9 protein-coding genes are annotated in these 22,122 nt (G+C 41.2%); 7 read left to right on the top strand and 2 right to left on the bottom strand.

Annotation, left to right across the window (positions count from 1 at the left end; all coding sequences use genetic code 11):
* Positions 1-610: 610 nt before the first annotated feature.
* A complete protein-coding gene (locus tag PHF18_RS10780) occupies positions 611-3,682 on the top strand; it encodes a chemotaxis protein CheB (protein WP_300102423.1) in 3,072 nt (1,023 codons plus the stop codon).
* 859 nt (positions 3,683-4,541) lie between these two features.
* Positions 4,542-4,871, top strand: coding sequence for a hypothetical protein (locus tag PHF18_RS10775; protein WP_300102420.1), 330 nt, complete (start codon positions 4,542-4,544; stop codon positions 4,869-4,871).
* 811 nt (positions 4,872-5,682) lie between these two features.
* Here PHF18_RS10775 and PHF18_RS10770 read toward each other — a convergent pair.
* A complete protein-coding gene (locus PHF18_RS10770) occupies positions 5,683-6,648 on the bottom strand; it encodes a MarR family transcriptional regulator (RefSeq protein WP_300102417.1) in 966 nt (321 codons plus the stop codon).
* Positions 6,649-7,644: 996 nt separating this feature from the next.
* Entirely contained in the window at positions 7,645-8,043 is a 399-nt protein-coding gene (locus tag PHF18_RS10765) for a hypothetical protein (RefSeq protein ID WP_300102414.1), read from the bottom strand.
* Between the two features lie 1,401 nt (positions 8,044-9,444).
* On the opposite strand from PHF18_RS10765, the gene PHF18_RS10760 reads away from it, so the two are divergent.
* From PHF18_RS10760 to PHF18_RS10740, 5 genes are all read left to right on the top strand, one after another.
* Positions 9,445-12,756, top strand: a complete 3,312-nt coding sequence (locus PHF18_RS10760; RefSeq protein ID WP_300102411.1) for a NosD domain-containing protein — start codon at positions 9,445-9,447, stop codon at positions 12,754-12,756.
* Between the two features lie 942 nt (positions 12,757-13,698).
* Entirely contained in the window at positions 13,699-16,440 is a 2,742-nt protein-coding gene (locus PHF18_RS10755; RefSeq protein WP_300102408.1) for a NosD domain-containing protein, read from the top strand.
* Positions 16,441-16,616: 176 nt separating this feature from the next.
* Positions 16,617-17,270, top strand: coding sequence for a class I SAM-dependent methyltransferase (locus tag PHF18_RS10750; protein WP_300102494.1), 654 nt, complete (start codon positions 16,617-16,619; stop codon positions 17,268-17,270).
* A gap of 882 nt (positions 17,271-18,152) precedes the next feature.
* A complete protein-coding gene (locus PHF18_RS10745; RefSeq protein WP_300102405.1) occupies positions 18,153-18,527 on the top strand; it encodes a response regulator in 375 nt (124 codons plus the stop codon).
* A gap of 3 nt (positions 18,528-18,530) precedes the next feature.
* The gene (locus PHF18_RS10740) at positions 18,531-21,938 is read left to right on the top strand and encodes a response regulator (protein WP_300102402.1); all 3,408 of its coding nucleotides are present in this window, start codon (positions 18,531-18,533) and stop codon (positions 21,936-21,938) included.
* The last annotated feature ends 184 nt before the right edge of the window (positions 21,939-22,122 follow it).

The following is a 22,122-nucleotide window of genomic DNA, read 5'->3' as shown; positions in this document are numbered from 1 at the left end:
GCTCTCCTTCGTCGAGCGTGACAAGAACGACGCGATGAAGCGAATAAGGTTGTACGGATCAGAAATATTGTAATAGAGTCCTCCTGAGCAAAGCTCACTACTAAAAACCAAAAAGTAGTCCTCTTGAGCGCAGCGAAAAGGACCGCGTACTGTTGCACTTACAGTGCAACTCCCAGAAAATCTCCGATTTCCTGAGATCCCAAAGCGCAATTCGGGCAACGAAAAGGATCTTGATATTTTCGAAAATACAAGAGAATATTATCTATTAGAACATTATCTGCTAATTACTTGTTATAAATTTATCTGCTGACGAAGATTTAATTGAGTTACGTTTTAGGGCGAGATTGCATTAAAGTGAGGAGAAATCATTCAAATAATTCTCCAACCCCTGACCAATTGTAAGAGTTCGTGGATATTTACCTGAGAAATATCTTTTACCAGGATTAAGAGCTTGAAATAAATACCCCCGTCTAGCGGAAAACTCCCTGGATTTCATCTATCGTTATGAGTTAATCTGACCAGGATTATGTGCGTGAACCTGGTGGCGACTTCCATCATCGAGTACACACATAAAGGGCATAAAGGGCATTACACCTCTTCAGGTTCAGGCATGAAAGGACGCGATAATATGATCAAAAAAAAGGAAGACACAGGCAAAGAGGAAAAGCTGCATTCTGCAGAAGAAACCGCCGTTAATGAACAGCCTTCCCCGGATGCAGACTCGAATCAAATCCCAAAAGAAGATTTTCCCATCGTGGGCATCGGCGCATCGGCTGGTGGGCTGGCTGCATTCGAAGCCTTCTTTTCAGCTATGCCCAACGACACCAATCCCGGTATGGCGTTTGTCCTGGTGCAGCACCTGGACCCGAACCACAAGAGTCTCCTCACCGACCTGATCGGACGCTATACACGGATGCCGGTTTACGAGATTAAGGACGGGATGGTTGTCCAGCCTGACTGCGTCTACGTCATCCCGCCTAACCACGACATGATTTTTCAGGATGGTAAATTGCAGTTGCTGGAACCGTCTGAGCCTCGCGGCCATCGCCTACCGATTGATATATTCTTCCGTTCCCTGGCTCAGAGCAAGCAAGAGCTGGCAATTGGCATCGTACTCTCGGGTACCGGCAGCGACGGCGCACTGGGAGTGCGGGCTATCAAGGCAGAGGGCGGCATGGTGATGACACAGACTCCAGAATCCAGCGAGTACGACGGCATGCCGCGCAGCGCCATTGCCACAAACCTGGTAGACTACACCCTGACGCCGGTTGAGATGCCTGACCAGCTCGTTACCTATGTCACCCAGGCTTTTGGAAAAAGACCTTACCCGATCCCCAGGACCGAAGGCACGATGAAAAAGATATTCAGTCTGCTGCGCACCCAGACCGGTCACGACTTTTCTCATTACAAGCAGAACACCATCAACCGCCGCATCGAGCGGCGCATGGCCGTCCAGAATATCCAGAGTATGGACGAGTATGTGCGTTATTTAGAACAAAAACCTGCCGAAGTGGAGGCACTCTTTTCCGACCTTTTAATCGGCGTCACAAGTTTCTTCCGCAACCCCACAGCATTCGAGACACTCCAGAAAAAACTAATCCCGGATCTCTTCACCAACAAGCGCACTGACTCAGCGATACGGATCTGGGTGGCCGGCTGCTCCACAGGTGAGGAGGCTTATTCCATAGGCATCCTGCTCCAGGAGCAGATGGAAATGTTGAAGAAAAATTTCAAGGTACAAATCTTCGCGACCGATATTGACAGCCGGGCTATCGGAGAGGCTCGCAGCGGCGTCTATCCAGAAAGCGTCTCCATCGATATCTCCCCGGAAAGGCTGGAGCGCTTCTTTACCCAGGATTCAGGCGGCAACTACCGCATCCGGAAAAGTATCCGTGACATGGTAGTCTTTTCCGAGCAGGACATTATCAAAGACCCGCCATTCTCTAAACTTGACCTGCTCAGTTGTCGCAACGTGCTAATCTATATGGACAGGGAACTGCAGAAGAAGCTCATCCCTCTCTTCAACTATGCATTGAACCCGGGAGGATTTCTTTTCCTTGGCCCCTCCGAGACTCTGGGCGAGTTCGATAACCTTTTTGACACACTGGACCGCAAGTCGAAGATCTATCTCAAAAAGGATGCTAACAGTGGACGCCCTCCCATAGGGATATTTAGCTCACCTGGACTGGAACGCAGGGAGAGGGAAGCAAAAAGACTAGTCGACAAGGCTCTTATAGAAAGCAAACCTCAAATGCGCGAACTGACCGAACAGACTATACTGCAAAATTACGCCCCGGTCAGTGTGCTCGTCAACCAGCAAGGCGACATCCTCTATCTTCATGGTCGGACCGGCATGTACCTGGAACCGGCTCCGGGTGAGGCTGGTATGAATATCCTTAAGATGGCTCGCGAAGGATTGCGGCAGGAGTTGGCTACGGGCCTGTACAAAGTCGCAGTCAATAAAGAACCGGTATTTCACCCCGGGCTGCGGGTCAAAACCAACGGTGACTTCACTACAGTCAATCTAACGTTACGACCTGTGGCATCAGACCCTGACGCCGCCGCCGGGCCAGACCTGTTTCTGGTCACTTTTGAGAAACCGCCGGAGGGGGAGCAGAGCAAAACCGAAAAGGCAACCGCCATAGGTGCCGGTGAAGGAGCCTTTGAGAGCGCAAGGGGAGATGACACGCGCATCCTAGAGCTGAAGCGGGAACTGCAGGTTAAGGAAGAACATCTCAAAGCTTCCAATGAAGAACTGGAAACCTCCAATGAAGAACTCAAATCCTCCAACGAAGAGATGCAGTCAATTAACGAGGAATTGCAATCTACCAACGAAGAGCTGGAGACTTCCAAGGAAGAACTGCAGTCAGTCAACGAGGAATTGGCTACGGTCAATACCGAACTTCAGAACAAGGTGACTGATCTGTCGCAGGCAATTAACGACATGAACAACCTTTTGAGCGGCACGGGTATAGGTACTATTTTTGTGGACCATCAACTGCGGATCCTGCGCTTTACTCCTGTAGTTACACAGATTATCAATCTGATCCCGACTGATGTGGGACGGCCTGTTGGGCATATCGTCTCGAACCTGTTGGGTTACGACCGTCTTGTAATAGATATAAAGGAGGTGCTGGACAGCCTTATACCCAAGGATATTGAAGTCCAGACCCAGGATGGCCTGTGGTACCTGCTGCGCATCCGGCCCTATCGCACCCTTGAAAACGTTATCAAGGGGGCGGTGATCACCTTTACTGATATTACCGAGATGAAACGGGCAAGGGATATCCTGAAAGAATCCGAGGTCATGCGTCGCCTTGCCGTGGTAGTACAGGACGCGAGCGATGCTATAACGTTGCAGGATATGGAGGGCCACATCCTGGCCTGGAATCCGAGGGCTGAGAAGATGTACGGCTGGAGTGAAGCCGAGGCACTGAAGATGAACATTAGCAGCCTGATCCCGGCGAGCCGGAAAGAAAAAGAGCTGGTCACACTGAAGAAGCTTAGCCACTCTGAAGTTATGGAACCTTACCGCACCCAGCGGCTTACCAGAGATGGCCGGATAATGGATGTGTGGCTGACCGCCACCTCACTGGTGAATAAAGACAATGAGATATATGCCATTGCGACTACGGAGAGGGAGATCAAATCAGAAAACAGGGAGAAGGAAAAAAAGGAATAAAAAACCTATAAGAGCCATAACTGATCTCAGTATTATACTGGTTCCTGTATGGCCTCCTGATTAATCAGGATCCGGTTTACATCTGCAGTTATGACAAAGACAATACTCCTTTCGTTGCGCCTTCTTGCGTAATTTTTAAGCTTGCGCCTTGAAACCCCTGATAAACGGATATATTACTTTTTTTTTGAATATAATACTTTAAATGAGTCTTCTACTCATTTAACACATTATTTAGGGTTAATATATGAAACAAAAGTTTAAAAAAAATTATTTTGTTATATAAATCCTTTTAGACCCTTTTTTCCATAAATAAACTTGTTTTTCAGGTAAGAAAATTCCTTAACCGACGCCAATGGGGAATACTTATGAGATACTATACATGGGGGAATTATTGATCAAATTTGAAAAAACAAACACATTACCCATGTTCTGGAAAAATGTAGAGAGGTTTTTATGCTTGAGATTTTCAGTAACTTCTTTTCAAACCTCGAAGTTTAAGGTGCTTTATAAGTATTAAAATACGTTATTTAGGGATAAAAATAATATTAAAAACTTATAAACTCTTATATTATTAATTAAACCATTTAAAACTCTTATTTTGTTAATTAAATCGTTTTAATCTACTTTCCTATTATAAGTATGTTTATATTTAAGCTAACTAATTTTAGAATCGTCAAGCTGCGGCTAGTCGGTAAGACAGCTAGTCGGCAAGATAATTAAAATAAAAGATAATTTAAGCAACCGGCAGATAGCCGGAAAGACAATATAAATGACAAAACCGATGCTTTCACATTCTGGAGGATTTATCGGTATTGATTTTATTAAATTAGGGGTTAAATAAAGTTAGGGAGTTACTCGAATGTCGAAAATGAAAAAGATACTCGGTATTTTGTTAGCGGTTTGTTTTTTACTGTCAGTAACCGCTGCATCAGCAAGCGCATGTGACACCAATAATTGCAAGGAAAAGAAAGTAGTATATAAGTTTAAAGATGTAAAGAAATATAAAGAAGAAGTTAAGCATAAAGAAGTGTATAAGCATAAAGAAGTAAAGAAAATCTGGAAGAAAGGTTGCTATGAGAAGAAACCAGTAAAGTGTTTCCAGAAGATGAAAGTTGGAATGATGTACATGCAGGTTGTTGTCTATAAATATATCATGATATGGATGCCTGGCTGCTGGAAAATCTGCTAAAACACACATAATTAAAACTTAATGGGATAGGAATTACGCATATAAAGAGCAAACTGAATACTGCGTAAGTCCTACTCATTCTGACTTTTTCTCCAACTAATATTGGCATATTTTTCAATGATTCCTATTTTTGAGATACTTTTTCATTGGTCCTCGGTTAAGGAACTTTCTTGCCTGGAGGCTATCGATTTTATATCAAAAGTCTGCTTCAAATTTTGTCCAATTCATCTAAAGTTGACAACCTATCGACAACCTGCTCTATCCCTTGCTCTATCAAAATATTGAACCCCTTTTGCAGGTTATTAAACCTCTTTTGTAGGCATTAAACCTCTTTTGTGGGGATGGATGCAATTTATCATGATTCTTCACTTAGTCTAATTTTTGATGTTTTTGATTGATTTTGGATTGATTGCAGTCAATGTGACCTACTCCTGGCTACTCGGAACTTCCGGGTTCATACCTCGGAGCAAACCCCGCAAGTCCCCCGGCCCTTCCTTATGATCCGTAAGTGGGATTAATGGTAAATGTTGATCCCAAATATATTCTCTCTTTATAGGGCGAGGATGAGCTAATCCCCGACAATTTCAGCGGGACACAGGGATACACCCAGCAACTCCTTCGTTTTTAGTAATTGCTCCTTCTGCAGATTATGTATCAATCGTGATTTAATGCTTCAAAAAATATTCTAAGATTGGGATTACTCCTGGTAACTATAGAGGCCTCTATTTCAAGATGAAATAAGCAGGAGTCTCGTCACTTCAGTGGCGGGGAGTTAACTGATTCTACAATTGTAGTCAGTTGACTGATGGAATTATCTCCGTTTCTCATCTATTAGAACCACAATATTTTCACGTCCGTTCTTGAACTTCTTAATCAGTCCTCTCTTTTCCAGTTCAGAAAGCATAAGGCTAACTTTTACTTCGGAATACTCCAACCTGCTGCGCAGATCTTTCTGGGTAATCTGACCTTTATGGCTTCGAATTACGTCCATGATTCTCCGCAGATCTGTAGAAATAGGGAGTTTTTTCAAAGCAGCAGCTTCAGTTTCGGAATAATCTGCAGGCTCTGTTATTGGTTCTGCTATTGGTTCTGTTGTGGAGACAGTTTCTTCAAGGTTTCCAAATCCCGGTCTCACTCCCGAACCAATGCTTTTACCGAGGACTTTTTCCAGAAGCCCGGGTATATTGAACTTTTCTTCCTGAAACTTATTTTTGTCTATATTTTTATACTTTCGGGAAAGTTTAAGTGTATAGCCTCCGCCGAGCAGAAGAGAAAGCGTAAGGGCTATTAGCAAGTAACTTATAGCTGAAGAGCCAATCCTGGTTTGTTCGGAGGGATTCACATTATTGGGATTATTTATTTTAGCTGAGATCGTTTCTGTTGCCGGATATTTGGAAACGGGATAAAGCAGGAGATCGAACACGTAATTTCCTTCCCCTTCTATCGTGAAAGTTGCTTCTTTTGAATAGGTGAGAGTGTTGTTCTGGTAATACCTGGCTGTAATAGTATAGTCTCCGGGCACCAGTTCAAAGGAATACTTGCCGTTTTTTGCTACTATGGATTGGGGGGGATTGGAATTTATATCAATCAAAGTATCGTTCAGGGGTTCAAAGGTATCCCATACATATGTTACCCCGTGGACGGTTGCAGTGGTGTTGCTGTCTGCTAAGAAAGGTACATCTAAAGCGAGTGAAGCAGATGCCCCTAAAGTGAGTGAAGCAGATGCCCCTAAAGTGAATAACGCAGCAGTGCAAATAATGCAGAACCTTAGATTCATTTCTACCAGTAACTCCAGTATTGCAAGTTGAGTTTGTGGGGATCAGCTGCTAAAAATTGTGAGCATAAAATATCTCTACATTTTCCCGAACATAGGAGATATGTTCGTTTTTTCAAATAGGATCAATTACTTTCCCCCATGATCCAATTTGGATTTTTTATTAACAAGCACGTTTCAAAATTGCTCCGGATAAAATCAAATAGTATATAATTTTGAAGCAGGCTCATTGAGATCGTTTTTCATGCCTATCGACTCTTTCATAAACTCTCAGCAGGAAACCCGTTAAATCTTTAGATGTAGCGGGTAGTTGACTTTAGTTTATAGTCTCTCCAAATCCCCATTTGATATGTACTGTTTATTTTGGTTTATCAAAATCCATTCCAGTATTAAGTATTGATGGTTATGCAATCTCTTTTATAATCACAACCCCCTGTGATTATTCAAACCATGTACTCCAACTGACCCGGCATCAAATTATAAACCCGCTTCATCACTCATGCAAGTTAATTGCCATTTCTACTTTAACGAATAAAATCAAATTGACAACGGATACCGATCACAATTGAATAAGTATAATGTGATATTGCAGATAAATATTTCGTTTATTATTTAGTACTATTTAAAATAATGTGGGGATACTGAATTAAAACGTATAGAATTAAAATATAGATCATGTATTAAAAAAATCTAACTTTTTGTATAAATACACATAAAAACTTGCAAAATCCTGATTGTAAAAAAAGATGTGATAAAAGAAATGTAATAAAAGGATTAAAATACGAAAACAAATGCCCGATTCTGAAGGTATCGAAAAGAATTCGCAAACAAGATCACTAAAAATAGGGATCTATATGGAAAATCGTCTATTTTAGTGATCCCAGTGTAATCTTAGGGGTTAAAATCTTCTAATTTTAATTTTCAGGGCTTTTTACCACAGGCTGGAAGACCCTTTCCTCGACAGTTCCAGCTTTGCCGGAAATGGCAGAGAGGAGGAATTTACTTCTTTAAGCATGAGTATCTACTTTTACTGTAGCCATTGAGATATCCGCCTTTGTAGCCTTTGTTATAGTTTTCTTTGTAGTATTCGTTCCAGCTGTATTTGTTGAAAGGAGTAGGAAGTTTCTGGAGAATTTCTTTGATTCCGTATTTCTCGCAGTCTTTTTGGCCTTGTATTTTGCCGTCTTTGTAGCCGTCTTTGTAGCCTTCCTTGTGGCCTTCTTTGTAGCCTTCCTTGTGGCCTTCTTTGTGGCCTTCTTTGTGACCTTCTTTGTTCTTGCCATACTTACTACTGTCAGCTGCACTTACTGATGACGCAGCTGTCACTGACAATACAAAACAAAGTACCAGCAAAATAGCAAGAGTCTTTTTTATTCTATCAAATTTCTTATTTCCCATAAATTATACCCCTAATTTTGTTCAATTGAATGAAAATAAGTTATATTTAGATTTAGAGGATAGTTGACTTCCACTAGACCCTTTGTCCCTGGAAAAACCGGTTCCAATTGTTTTGCCGGCTATCCATCGTTTGGTAGTTATAATATTAACCAGTTTAAATATAAATATTCTTATTTAAAAAGAAGTAAATAAGATTTGATTAAAAAAAGAAGTATTTCCAAACTTTTAATTTAAAATATAACCCCAAATATTGCATTTAATGCTTAACAGGCCCTTTAAAAATCTTATCTCCTGGTATTATACACAATAATGGCTTTTCGCTGGTTTGTGTGGATTGAAAATAATTTTCCGGTTGAAAAGTGACCACACAAAATAGATAAACGTCAATCTTGGGAGCTATACACGGATGCCGGTTTACCAGAAAAAGGACCGGAGGGCTGTCAAGCCTGACTGCGTCTACATCATCACGCCTAACCAGAACATGATTTTTCAGGTTGTGGTACACTGCAGTTGCGGGTTATCAAAACGGAGGGCGGCAATAAGAATGCTGCATTATATGTAGAGCCGAATGTAAGCGATTTAGCGGATCCCAAAAACTATTTTTATTATTAGTCATCAGATTTATTCAGGATTGCTTTCATGATAAGATGCTTGATAGATCAGTGAACTACCCCCACCTGCCTGCTGATGAAGGGGAGGAAGGGGACTTCTCGCTGTGCCTCTGCGCTCCCAAAGTTAAACAACATGTTATTTAGAGGCGATACAGATTTTGTCGTTGTCTTCCATCCTGATAGAATCGGAAAAGTTGACTGACACGGTGACTCCTTTTCCCATTTGTACGATCTTCATTTTTTTATTAATCTACTTCAATCCCACTATTTTTTACATATGCCTTTGCCTTTGAGTTGATTTACTCCGTACCTTTTCGGAGGTGCCGGGTTCTACATAAATAATTTAAAAAGATAATATTTGTTTCGTCGAAAACATTATGAATATATTAATTTTTCGATATGGAATCAAGATTCATATATTAACCATAAATACCCACTCAAAAGTCAAAAAATTTCATTTATATGGCTGGCACATTTATATCTGTCAAATAAATTATGTTTCAACTTTTATAAAAATACACTGTGGCATACTATCGGCGTTAATTGACCTACTCGAGGCCTTAATGAAAATAAGCCAGGATAATCTGGAAGAAGAAATACGGAATTCATTCCACTAAATACAACTGTATTTTGCCTTACTCTCCCTATTATATACCTCTTTACAAATATTGATTAATGCCAATATATTTATATACTACATGCAATCAATTCCTAATTAATTGCAAGAAGTTTCATTGTAAATTTTTTCTATTTCTAGGGAGGAATTTGAATAAACATATTACGAATTATAATGCTAACTACTCTCATAATCACACTAAGCTCCTGTGTAGGGGCTGCAACTGATATTCATGCTAATTCTACAACTTCAATACAGACTGCAGTGAACAGTGCAAACTCAGGCGATGTAATTATCGTCGCACCCGGAACTTATACGGAAAACATTGTTATAACCAAAAATGACCTGGTAATCAGGTCCGAATCCGGGAACCCTGCGAATACGATAATTGCTGCGAACGACATAAACGCATCTGTAATCACTATAAAGGATACAAAAAACGTAACAATTAAAGGGTTCAATATTACCGGAGCAGGAACTCATTATTCAGGAATCTATGTGCTCAGAAGTCTCAACTGTATCATTGAGAACAACATCTTATACAACAATAACCTTGGCGTATATCTTAAGACTTCAGATAATACTGTGGTCCGCAATAACACAGCCAGCAAGAGTCTCCTTATAGGTGAGGGTATAGGACTTAATATTGAACAATCCAATTACACCAATGTTTTGAGCAATACGGTTTCAAACCAGAGGAATGGGATTTCTATTCTTGGTTCCCAGGAAAACACCCTCTCAGAAAACACTGTAAACCAGAGTGCTGTTAACGGTATTATTCTGGATGGCACAATCAGTACTACTCTCAAAAACAACAATGTAAATTCAAACGTGAACTTTGGGATCTATCTGTCAGATTCAGGCAGCAATAGCCTGATAAGTAACAAAGTGTTCAACAGTTCCAACGGTATCAACCTGGTATTTTCCTCCGGGAATACAATTCAGGAGAACACAATATCGGATGAAACTATAGATTTGAACACTCACTCTATTTTCCTGAATAATTCTAACAATAATAACCTGCAAAGCAATACCGTTTCAGACAGTGACTACGGAATAGCTATGCGGTATTCCAACAACAACAACCTGGTCAACAATACCGCAAACAATAATAACAGAGGCATTTACTTAACCTTGACATCCAGCATGAACACGCTTTCCGAAAATAAGGCAAATTCAAATTTAATGAACGGCATAATTCTGAGTAACTGCAACAACAACAACCTGGTCGGCAATACAGCAACGTTGAACACTTTTAGTGGTATTAACCTCGCGAATGCTAACAACAATAACCTGACCAATAACACCGTGTCCTTAAACCGCAGAGGTATCTCCATAACCACATCATCAAGTGGAAACGTGCTTTCAGGTAATAAGGTAAATTCTAACAGCGGTACTGGTATTCTTCTGGATAATTCTGGAGATAACAACCTGACCGGAAACACAGCAGGCTCAAACACAGGTGACGGTATTTATCTTCTGAGTTCAGATAATAACAAACTGGACAGTAATACAGTACCCTCGAATAATGTAGGCATTTACATGGTGACATCCAATGGAACCACTATTTCAAAGAATACGGTTTCGAACAGCGCTGAGTATGGAATGCTGCTCTCGCTTTCCGACAGTAACACCATCTCCAGAAATAGTGTTTCTAACAGCAACCGTGGTATCTATCTCAACTCCTCCAAAAACAACAATGTTTCAAGCAACAATGTAGCTTTGAGCAGTAATTACGGCCTATATTTGTGTGCCCAGAGCACCAGTAATCTTATTTTCGACAACTACCTGAATAATACAATAAATGTGAATAGTAAAAACACTGGATGTGTCTGGAACAAAACAAAAACTTCAGGTACAAGCATTGTGGGAGGCCCAAATATTGGAGGTAATTACTGGGCAAATCCCCTGGGAATAGGCTTCTCCCAAATTACACCTGATGCAAACGAGGATGGAATTGCTGATTTGTCATATGCTGGAACGAACTTTATCGACTATCTCCCTCTTGTAGCTGTCTATGTACCAGAGCCTGTGTTTCCTGTAGCAGACTTCAGCACAAACGTCACCAGCGGGAATGCTCCTCTTGCAGTCCTCTTTACTGACAACTCTCAAAACGCAACATCGAGAAACTGGAACTTTGGAGACGGAGCTAATTCAACTGAGCAAAATCCAAAGCATACTTATCTCTCAGCAGGAAACTATACCGTTAACCTTACAGTAAGCAACCTGAACGGCACGGATTCAAAAACTGATGTTATAACTGTGCTGGAAGAAGTAATTGATGTACTGCCTGTAGCAGACTTCGACGCCAACGTTACCAGCGGGAATGCTCCTCTTGCAGTCCTCTTTACTGACAACTCTCAAAACGCAACATCGAGAAACTGGAACTTTGGGGACGGAGATAGTTCAATTGAGCAGAATCCAAAGCATACTTATCTCTCAGCAGGAAACTATACCGTTAACCTTACAGTAAGCAACCTGAACGGCACGGATTCAAAAACTGCTGTTATAACTGTGCTGGAAGAAGAGGAAGAAGAAATTGATGTATTGCCTGTAGCAAACTTCAGCACAAACGTCACCAGTGGCTATGCTCCCCTTTCAGTCCTCTTTACTGACCTTTCAGAAAACGCAACCTCGAGGAGCTGGGATGTTAACAATGACGGCATCGAAGACTCAAACGAGGCAAGTTTTGTTTATACATACACTTCTACAGGGACTTACACAGCTAAACTGACTGCGAATAATGCAAAAGGCCCGGCTACAAAAACTATTCTGATATATGTAGACAGAAAGAGCAGCGGCGGAAGCAGCGGCGGCGGTGGCGGCTCTCCTGAATCTTCCAGAAATATTGAGGTAAAGGAACTTTCACAGGTTTTCATTTCAAACGGAAAAGCTGTAAAGTTTGATTTCACGAAAGCAGCAACCTGTGTTGTTTATGTGGGCTTTGATGCTAAGAAAACCGTGGGAAAAACCATAACCACTGCTGAACAATTAAAAAATAAGTCCTCACTGGTTTCCGAACTGCCTTCGGGTGAGGTCTATAAGTCCTTTAACCTGTGGGTTGGAAACGGTGGGTATGCAACTGAAAAGAACATCGAAAACCCGGTTATCTGCTTCAAGGTTGAAAAGACCTGGATACAGGATCAAAATATAGACCAGTCTTCCATTGTCCTGAACAGATACAACGATGAGAAATGGGAACAGCTTCCAGTCAGCCTGGTAAACGAAGACGACAAATACCTGTATTTCACAGCCAAAACCCCGGGATTCTCTCCATTTGCAATAACAGGAAAGGCAAATGCCTCTGAAGGAACTGCAACTGAAATACAGCCTGTAGATGAATCTGATAACTCTGAAGAAAACACGGAGGATACCGGATCAGAAACGAATCAGGAACCTGAACAGGAAACAAGTAAAACCCCGGGCTTTGAAATTGTTTACGGTGTGGCAGGTTTGCTTGCAGTATTCCTGTATAAAAGGAAATAAAACAGCCGATGAAAGCAAAAAATAGTACATTTGAGTGCAAAATAAAATGATGGAGGTTTGAGACCTTCATCCTATTTTTTTATTTTTCTTTTTTATTTTTCCCTTTACTCTTTTTCATAAGATCTTAAGCTTTTGAATTTTAACCTTAAGCTTTTGAATTTTAAAGTCCTTTCCTGAAGTGAACTACCCCATGCTAAAGCTGTGAGGCTTCCTGCTTCATACCTCTAACTACCGTTCACAGGTCCACAGGCTCTACCCTCTGTCCCAGAGGTGAAAAATTATTTAATACAAATATTTCTGGTTTCCTTGGCTTGGTTATCGCTTAGGAATTCAGTACGTAATATGGGACTGGAAAGTATTTCAAGGTTAGAGATAGCGAAAATGAGAGAAGTTTACGCCATTCATCCCGCAAGCTAAAGCAAGGGACTTTCTGCCTGTCACAAGTAAAGAAATCGTTAGTTCACTGGATACCATAAGATATAGATTCCTCTATTTAATATAAAAAAATTCATTCATAACGCCTATTATTCAAACTTACTTATAAAAAAAATAATCTAAATACTGGATATAAAAATTCATTAGTTAACTGTAGATGACGCTTTTGTTTTGAGGATGAATAATATATTCTTACATTTTGGAGGACAGTTGATTTTTGAGGGGTTTGGAGATGTGCAACTTCAACAGAGTGAATGTGAATATATTTTTATCGGCAGTTATTGACCCATATTATGCATATAAATATAAGTGCATGGCACTTCATAAAACAAACAGAATTAATTTTAACAAATGTGACTTTTAGTTTTATTCGCCTACCAGTCTTTGAGTAGTTTAATAAATTCCCACCAATATTTTAATCAATATATTTATATTGTTAAACGTTTAATTTCTATTTTATTATTCAAAGTATAGAAATTATTTTATTAATATGTTGGGGACTATTAAATGCACAGATTAACCACCTTACTGTTGGGTGTGATGATATTATTTGCATTTTCGGGTATAGGGTCAGGGTCCGCTAATGAGATTTTTGTCGAGCCAGGAGACTCGATACAGACTGCAGTAAGCGGTGCAAGCCCGGGAGATGTAATAATTGTAAAACCCGGAACCTATATTGAAAATATCAGAATCACTACAACACCGGATCTGGTAATCAGGTCCGAAACAGGAAAACCTGAAGACACAATAATTACAGCTAAAAGTTCAAGTACAAATGTATTTTACACTGAAGTAAATAATACAACAATTAGTGGATTTAAAATTACGGGAGTAGATTCAACCAGTGCAGCAGGAGTCTATCTGGTTAGATGCAGTAATTGCATAATCACTAATAACGATCTTTCAGACAACTACGTTGGGGTATATTTGAGGTACTCGGACTACAACAGGCTCCTCAATAATACCGTCTTCGGAAAAAATAGAGGATTTTATTTGCAGGACTCCAACTACAATACATTATCTGGGAACAGGGCAAATTCGAGTGATAAATATGGAATACACCTCTTACGCTCTCAGAGAAATACACTTTCAAACAATACTGCAAATTTAAACAATTACGGTATTGTACTGGAGAGCTTAAGCAGTTATAACAACCTTACCGGCAACACTGTTAATTCGAACAGTGCCTACGGCATATATCTGACGAACTCCGATAATTGCTTGCTTACCGGCAATACAGCAACCAACGACAGTAGAGGCATTTACCTTATAACATCACACAAGAACACAATTTCAGATAATACGGTCTCGGAAAATAATAACTACGGGATTTTGATCTCTCTTTCTAACTACAATATTATCTCTGGAAATACAGCTAATAAAACCTTCAGGGGTATTCATCTTGACTCCTCTGATGGGAACACAGTCTCAGGCAATACTGTTGCCTCAAATAATGTTTCCGGCTTATTCATGTGTGCTGGAAGTGACAGTAACCGAGTTTTCAACAACTATCTCAATAATACCTATAATGCAGATATTTACAACAAAAAAAATACCTGGAACACAACGAAAACTACAGGTACAAACATTGTAAGAGGAATCTATATTGGCGGTAATTTCTGGGCAAATCCTGCGGGGACGGGTTTTTCCCAGACAGCACAGGATGCAAATGGAGGCGGCATTTCAGATACTGAATATGCTGGAACGAACTTTACCGACTATCTGCCCCTTTTACCCAAATCCACCCCGCAGCAGTCTATACTTCCTGTTGCAAACTTCAACAGTAATGTTACCAGCGGGAATGCTCCTCTTACCGTCCAGTTTACAGACACCTCTCAATACGCAACCGGATGGAACTGGGACTTCGAAAGTGACGGGAAAATAGATTCAAGCATTCAGAATCCGGTCAGTGTGTATACAGCCCCTGGAACCTATACAGTTGGCCTGACTGCGATCAATCCAAATGGTACGAATTCGAAGTCTGCAACAATAACCGTTTATGCCCCATATCAACCAATTCCTCCAGTTTCAGATTTTTCTGCTAACATTACCAGCGGCTATGCCCCTCTTTCCGTCCAGTTCACAGACTTCTCACAAAACGCAGATTCATGGAGCTGGGACTTTGATAATGACGGAACCCCTGACTCAGGTCTTCAAAACCCTGTTCATGTGTACGAAGTTCCAAACAGCTATACTGTCAACATGAGCGTGAGCAACGAGAACGGCACGAATTCAAAAACTGCTACAATTGTCGTTAGGGAAGCGGAAAGCGTGAATAAAAGGCTTCCTGTAGTAGACTTCAGTGCCAATGTTACAAGCGGCTATGCTCCCCTTTCCGTCCTGTTCACTGACCTTTCACAAAACGCAACCGGAATAGGTTGGGACTTTGACAATGACGGACTGGCTGACGTGAGTTCTGGAACCGTAATCTACGTGTACACCTCTCCAGGAATATATACAGTTACCCTAACTGCGGCTAACGAAAACGGTACTACTTCAAAAACTGCGATCATAAATGTAGAGAAAAAGAGCAGCGGCGGAAGCAGCAGTGGGAGTAGCAGTGGTGGTGGTGGGGGCTCTCCTGAACCTGCAAAAAACGTTGAGGTTAAAGAACTCTCACAGGTCTTCATTACAAACGGAAAAGCTGTAAAGTTTGACTTCGTGAAGAACGCAACCTGTGTTGTTTATGTGGATTTCGATGCTAAGAAAACCGTAGGCAAAACCACAACGATTGTTGAGGAGTTAAAAAATAAGTCCTCACTGGTTTCCGAACTGCCTTCCGGGGAGGTCTATAAATCCTTTAACATATGGGTCGGAAACGGTGTATATGCAACTGAAAAGAACATCGAAAACCCTGCCCTCTGTTTCAAGGTTGAAAAGGCCTGGATACAGGACAAAAAGATAGACCAGGCTTCGATTACCCTGGACAGATACAGTAGCAAAACATGGGAACAGCTACCAGTCAGCCTGGTAAGTGAAGATGAAAAATATCTGTATTTCACAGCTGATCTCCCCGGTTTCTCTTCCTTTGCAATAACAGGGGAAGTCGACGCGCTTCCTGAAGAAGGTATAACCGAAATAGCTGAGCAAGAAACTGGTTCCATTGAAGATGAAGGTATGGAAAGTACAGGGTTTAAAGTTGGAGAAGGAACTGAACAGGAAGAAAAAGTGAGGGCTCCGGGATTTGAAATGATTTACGGAGTCTTCTGCTTGCTTGCCATATTCCTGTATCAAGAAACCAGAAAATAACCAGAAAATAACCAGAAAATAACCAGAAAATAGCCAGAAAATAACCAGAAAATAGCCAGAAAATAACCAGAAAATAACCAGAAAATAAGCAGCAAGCGAAAAACGAAGCGTCATAAAGAGAAAACCTCATCTGAGAGAAGCATCATAAAGTGAAATCCTCATAAGGAGGGACCCCGATAAAGCCCTGGGAAGCCTTTGAAAAATACGCAGAAGAATACGATGCCTGGTATGACAGATATAAACCTGCATATGAATCCGAGCTTCTCGCCCTCAAATTATTCCTCCCCGAAAACCTGGAAAAATTGAAGGTTCTGGAAATCGGAGCTGGGACCGGGAGGTTTTCATCTCCTCTTGGAATCGGGTTCGGGCTTGAACCTTCAACGGCTATGGCAAAAATCGCAAAAAAAAAGGGCGTTCAAATGGTGCTCGGAGTTGCCGAGTCCCTGCCCTTCAAAAAACGGGGTTTTGACCTTATTTTGATTGTTGCTGCACTTTCTCTTTTCAAGGAGCCTTTACAGGCACTCCGTGAGGCTGCAGGAGTCCTTAAGCCAGGCGGGCAAATTGTAATCGGTATGCTTGACAGAAACAGCCTTCATGGAGATTTTTATGAATCAGGGAAAAAGGAAGGCAGGTTTTCTTCAGAGGCGAAATTTCTCTCAACTACAGAAGTGTCAGGCTGGCTTATAGAGCTCGGATTCGAAAAAATTAAGATCTGCCAGACCCTTTTCAAGCAGCCTGAGAAAATAGAGCTTATAGAACTTCCACAAAAAGGGTCCGGAACAGGGAGTTTTGCTGTGATCTCAGCCTGGAGACCAGGTTCTTCACGATAAATTAAGGAATGATTCAGTATAGTATCAAGGATTTTTGTTGCCAAGAATGATTATTTGGGAAATGGAACTATAGAGCAATTCCCAAAATGAAAATTTGAAGTTATATTTTTATCATCCCTAAGTTTCCAGTGTAACGAATACTTACGTTTTCATTCGTATAACATTATGCCAGTCTTAAAAGAGTTTTATCTAAACAATAATAAATCTATTGTTTTCTAAATATACATTTCAATTGTGTATAAATAAATAATATATATTTAAGAATTCTAAATAAATCCATTCATCTTCGCCTAAGAGCCTATCCGAAAAGTCAGTAATGCATGTTGAAAAGTTACAATATGTCTATAATGTCAGAGTATCCGTCCCGGTTTTTCATATTGCATTGTAAAAGTTACAGTAGGTAACCACTTTTCGGACAGGCTCTAAGTAAGGAATCATGATAAATTGCTCTATTTCGATAACATTTCTCAAAAACAGATATTGATGCGAAATTGGAACAGGAAATCGATTTTAGTATTGATGCTTGAAGCTTTGGAATGATTTTTGTTCTAAAATCGATAGCATACATACAAGAAAATTCCTTCACCGATGGCCAATGTAAATAAATCACAAATTATTACTTACTTATAATATAAATTCTCAAGTCAGACGAATTAAGGTATAAGTACTGCATGTGAAACTCCTTTTCAGAATCAAGAGGCATTCTACAATTCACGTTCACCAAAATGATGTATCCCTATTCGGGAATGCGAAAAACAAACTGAAGTACCTACATTAGGGGCTATTGAGATTGGAAATTCAGACGTTAGAAATGCTTCTTTCCTAAATATGGGGGAAGTTAAGAATAATAATTAGAATAACTATATATTTTTAGGAGGTTCCATGGCAAGCATACTGGTAGTAGAAGATAATCCTATGAATCTGGAATTGGTGACATGTCTTCTGGAATCAAATGGAATTGAAGTCACACAAGCTGTAGATGGGTTAGAAGCACTGGACATGATCAAGAACTCTCTCTTTGACCTCGTATTACTGGACATCCAGTTGCCCGGAATGGGGGGGCTGGAAGTCTTAAAATATATCAAGGAGAATCCAGCATCGCAGCAAATAGGGGTTGTGGCTTTAACTGCACAAGCGTTGGTAGGCGACGAACAGCGTTTCATTGATGCAGGCTGCATCGGGTATATTTCCAAACCTATAGATGTGTTTCAGTTCATGGATCAGCTGAATGCTTTTTTTGGCAATGGGAAGGCGTAATCCATGAAGATACGCGATAAGACACTGGTAATTCTCGGAATAACCTTCATTTTTCTATTTGTATTCCTGATGGTGGCTAGCGAGCAGATAATAGGAAACAGCTTTGAACACCTGGAAAAGGACGAAGTATCCAGGAATGTGGGAAGGGCAACAGCTGCAATGGATGCTAAGTTAGCGGTATTGAATATGACTACCTATGATTACGCTTTATGGGACAAGACTGCTCTTTTTGTCCAGGGGCAAGATGAAGGTTACGTCGACGAGACCCTTTCCCCTGAGATAATATCCAATCTTGATGCCAGTATGGTATTATTTTATGACTCCACAGACAAACTCTACTATGCTGTGGCAGTAGACTCGGGTACTACTGAACGCACAAACATCTCGACCACGGTGCTTGATTACATCGCTGCAAATGAACGTATTTTCTCTCACACTGCACCCGACAGCCAGGTATCTGGAATCATCAATTCTCCTGAAGGGCCATTACTGATTGCTTCTCATCCTATCACGCAGAGTTCTGGAGAGGGACCCATAGCAGGCACCCTCATCTTCGCAAAGTTTATAGATGCTGAATTGATAAAAAAGCTTTCCGGAACAACTAGTCTCTCCCTGAGTGCAGAAGTCTTCAATCAAGAGCGTGCAGCATCATATGCCAGTGCAGCAGCATCGACTCCAAAAGATGATAATAGCCTTAATATAAATTATGTGAGTGAGGCTTCGGTTATAGGAACAACTGTACTGAACGATATAAATGGAGAGCCTGTATTGTTCCTGGACGTTGAGATGCCGAGGGATATCTATCAACATGGTCGGTCTGCCATAAAATACATGCTTGTTGCAATTCTAGGCATGGGAGTGGTATTTGAACTTGTCCTTTCTTTTTCACTTGAAAAATCGGTTTTATCTCGCATATCCTTGCTGAACACTAACCTGACCGAGATCACTAAAAAAGGATCACTTTCATCCCGCATAAACATGGAAGGTAAGGACGAAATTTACGATCTTGCAGGGAACATAAACTACATGCTCAAAACCCTGGACGAAAATAAGAAAGCCCTTGAGTCCCATGTCCTTGAGACCCTCAAAATAATTGAATCCAGCCTTGATTCCATGGATGCAGGCATAATGATTGTTGGTATGGATAGGTGCATCATGAACAATAAATTCATTGCAATGTGGGACATAAGCGCAGATTTGATCTCACAGAACAGTGAGGCAAAAGTTATCGAGCATGTAATTGCACAGGCAGGTGATGGCAGAGGAGGCACTGCAGAGATTAAGAACCTACAAAACGCCTCAGATAGAGATCGAGTAACAGTGTACCTTAAAAATGAGGTTATCTATGACTGGTGCACCGGACCATTACACCGCAATGGAAAGGTGATTGGTACTGTTTACTGTACAAATGATGTTACGGATAGCGTGAAACTTCAAAGGGTTGAAGAGGAAAACAGGCAGAGGCTGGAGACCGTACTTTCAAGCATCATTAGCGGTGTTGTTCTCATAGATGCTGAAACATCCACAATCGCTGATGTAAACCCCATTGCTGAGGAAATGATCGGCCTCCCCCAGGAGAAAATCATTGGTAAGTCCTGCCATCATTTCATCTGTCCTGCAGATGAAGGAAAATGCCCTATCCTTGATTCAGGATTTAAAGTTGATCGCTCTGAACGTGTGTTGCTCAATAAGGATGGAAACAGGGTTCCCATCCTGAAATCCGTGGTGCCTATAACAATTTCAGGTAAAAAATACTTAGTAGAGAGTTTTGTGGACCTGACCAAAATAAAGCAAGCAGAGGACAGCTTGATCCAGGCCAGGATTACAGCAGAGACTGCAAATCGTGCCAAAAGCGAATTCCTTGCAACTATGAGTCATGAACTGCGGACGCCATTGAATTCCGTCATAGGTTTCTCTGACCTGATGATTGCAGGCAATGTTGGAGAGCTGTCTCAGCAGCAGAAAAAGTTCCTGGGCAACATATCCACGAGTGGGAAACATCTGCTTTCTCTCATAAACAACATACTCGACATATCCAAGATCGAAGCGGGTAAGATGGAGTTGAATTATGAGACCTTTGCTGTTAAAGAAACGTTTACTGAAGTAAAACAGCTGACATCACCCCTTATTGAGAAAAAAGGGCTTAAAATGGAGTTCTGCATAGACGAGAAACTTGTAAATATAAATGCTGATAAAATAAGGTTCAAACAGATTCTTTTCAATCTTGCAAGCAATGCCATTAAGTTCACACCCGCGGGTGGAAAGATGACCATCTCCTCAAACATGTGCGGAGAAATGGCACAGTTCACCGTCAGAGATACGGGTATAGGGATAGCTGAAGAGAACAGGCACAAGCTATTCAAGCCATTCACACAGCTCGATTCTGCTACAAACCGCATGTACGAAGGGACAGGGCTTGGGCTTTCCCTCGTTAAAAGTTTTGTAGAGCTGCATAAGGGGAAGATATGGTTTGAAAGTGAAGTTGGGAAAGGCACAGCTTTTACTTTTGAGATCCCTTTAATAGCCGGCTTAAATAAGGAAGGCACTGCAGAAGTGATAACGGAGGATATTGAAAATGTCCCAACAGAGGATATTGAAAATGTCCCTGAACCCATTATCCATATCCCGCAAATAATCGAACCACTGAATAGCAGCAGGGATGAGCCACTGATACTTGTGGTGGAAGACGACGATGCTTCAAGGGAGTTGCTGGAGGTCACCCTGACGCAGGAAGGTTACCGTGTGGTATCTGTTCCCAATGGAAAAGAGGCCCTTGAACTTGCCAATAAGATGAAACCATTTGCAATTACTCTGGACATTATGATGCCTGGAATGAACGGCTGGGACGTCCTGAAGCATTTGAAACTGAAGGAACAAACCCATGATATTCCAGTAATAATCACTTCCATGCTGGATGAAAGGGAGCTGGGTGTCATATGGGGAGCTGTGGAACACTTCATCAAACCTATTCAAAAGGATACATTACTTTCTACACTGGAGAATATCAAAGAAAAGGTGGCAAAATCGTCTCTCAATGTGCTGGTGGTGGATGACGAAAAAAGTGCAGTGGAACTGGTAGCTGCGATGTTAGATGAAAAGGAGTTCTGTGTGTTAAAGGCCTATGGAGGAAAAGAGGCCATAGATATTGCATTCAAAGAACAACCGGAAGTTATTATTCTAGACCTCATGATGCCTGATATCAGTGGTTTTGATGTCATAAAAGCGCTTAAGAACAGGCCGGATACCATCGATATTCCCATAATTATTTGTACTGCAAAGGAGCTGGACCCGTATGACATAAAAGAATTGGATAAGAAAGCTTCCAGCATCATGCACAAAGGTATGTTCACCAGGGAAAACCTTCTCGCATGCATTAAACAGCTTCAAAAAATGAAGATGAAAGAGATGTGAGACGTACCAGGAATCTGAATCGGACAACTGCAATGTGTAAAAACCCTCGATACCGTAAACATCGACTCCAGCAAGCCGGCTTCCCAGGTCTATTATCCAGGGAATGGCAATCCCGAAAAGTTTACCCCAACCATAGGCTTCTGCCATACTCCCTTCAGCCTTCCGAAGGCGCTGGCGGATGGAA

This window comes from Methanosarcina sp., from assembly GCF_028693135.1.
In the GTDB taxonomy this organism is placed as follows: Archaea; Halobacteriota; Methanosarcinia; order Methanosarcinales; family Methanosarcinaceae; genus Methanosarcina.
Note: the sequence above shows the minus strand (reverse complement) of the source record. Positions and strands in the feature narration are given on the sequence as shown.

Coding starts and splice junctions, on each gene's coding strand:
- PHF18_RS10775 (WP_300102420.1), top strand. CDS start 4,542: ATGTCGAAAATGAAAAAGATACTCGGTATTTTGTTAGCGGTTTGTTTT.
- PHF18_RS10755 (WP_300102408.1), top strand. CDS start 13,699: ATGCACAGATTAACCACCTTACTGTTGGGTGTGATGATATTATTTGCA.
- PHF18_RS10780 (WP_300102423.1), top strand. CDS start 611: ATGAAAGGACGCGATAATATGATCAAAAAAAAGGAAGACACAGGCAAA.
- PHF18_RS10740 (WP_300102402.1), top strand. CDS start 18,531: ATGAAGATACGCGATAAGACACTGGTAATTCTCGGAATAACCTTCATT.
- PHF18_RS10770 (WP_300102417.1), bottom strand. CDS start 6,648: ATGAATCTAAGGTTCTGCATTATTTGCACTGCTGCGTTATTCACTTTA.
- PHF18_RS10765 (WP_300102414.1), bottom strand. CDS start 8,043: ATGGGAAATAAGAAATTTGATAGAATAAAAAAGACTCTTGCTATTTTG.
- PHF18_RS10745 (WP_300102405.1), top strand. CDS start 18,153: ATGGCAAGCATACTGGTAGTAGAAGATAATCCTATGAATCTGGAATTG.
- PHF18_RS10760 (WP_300102411.1), top strand. CDS start 9,445: ATGCTAACTACTCTCATAATCACACTAAGCTCCTGTGTAGGGGCTGCA.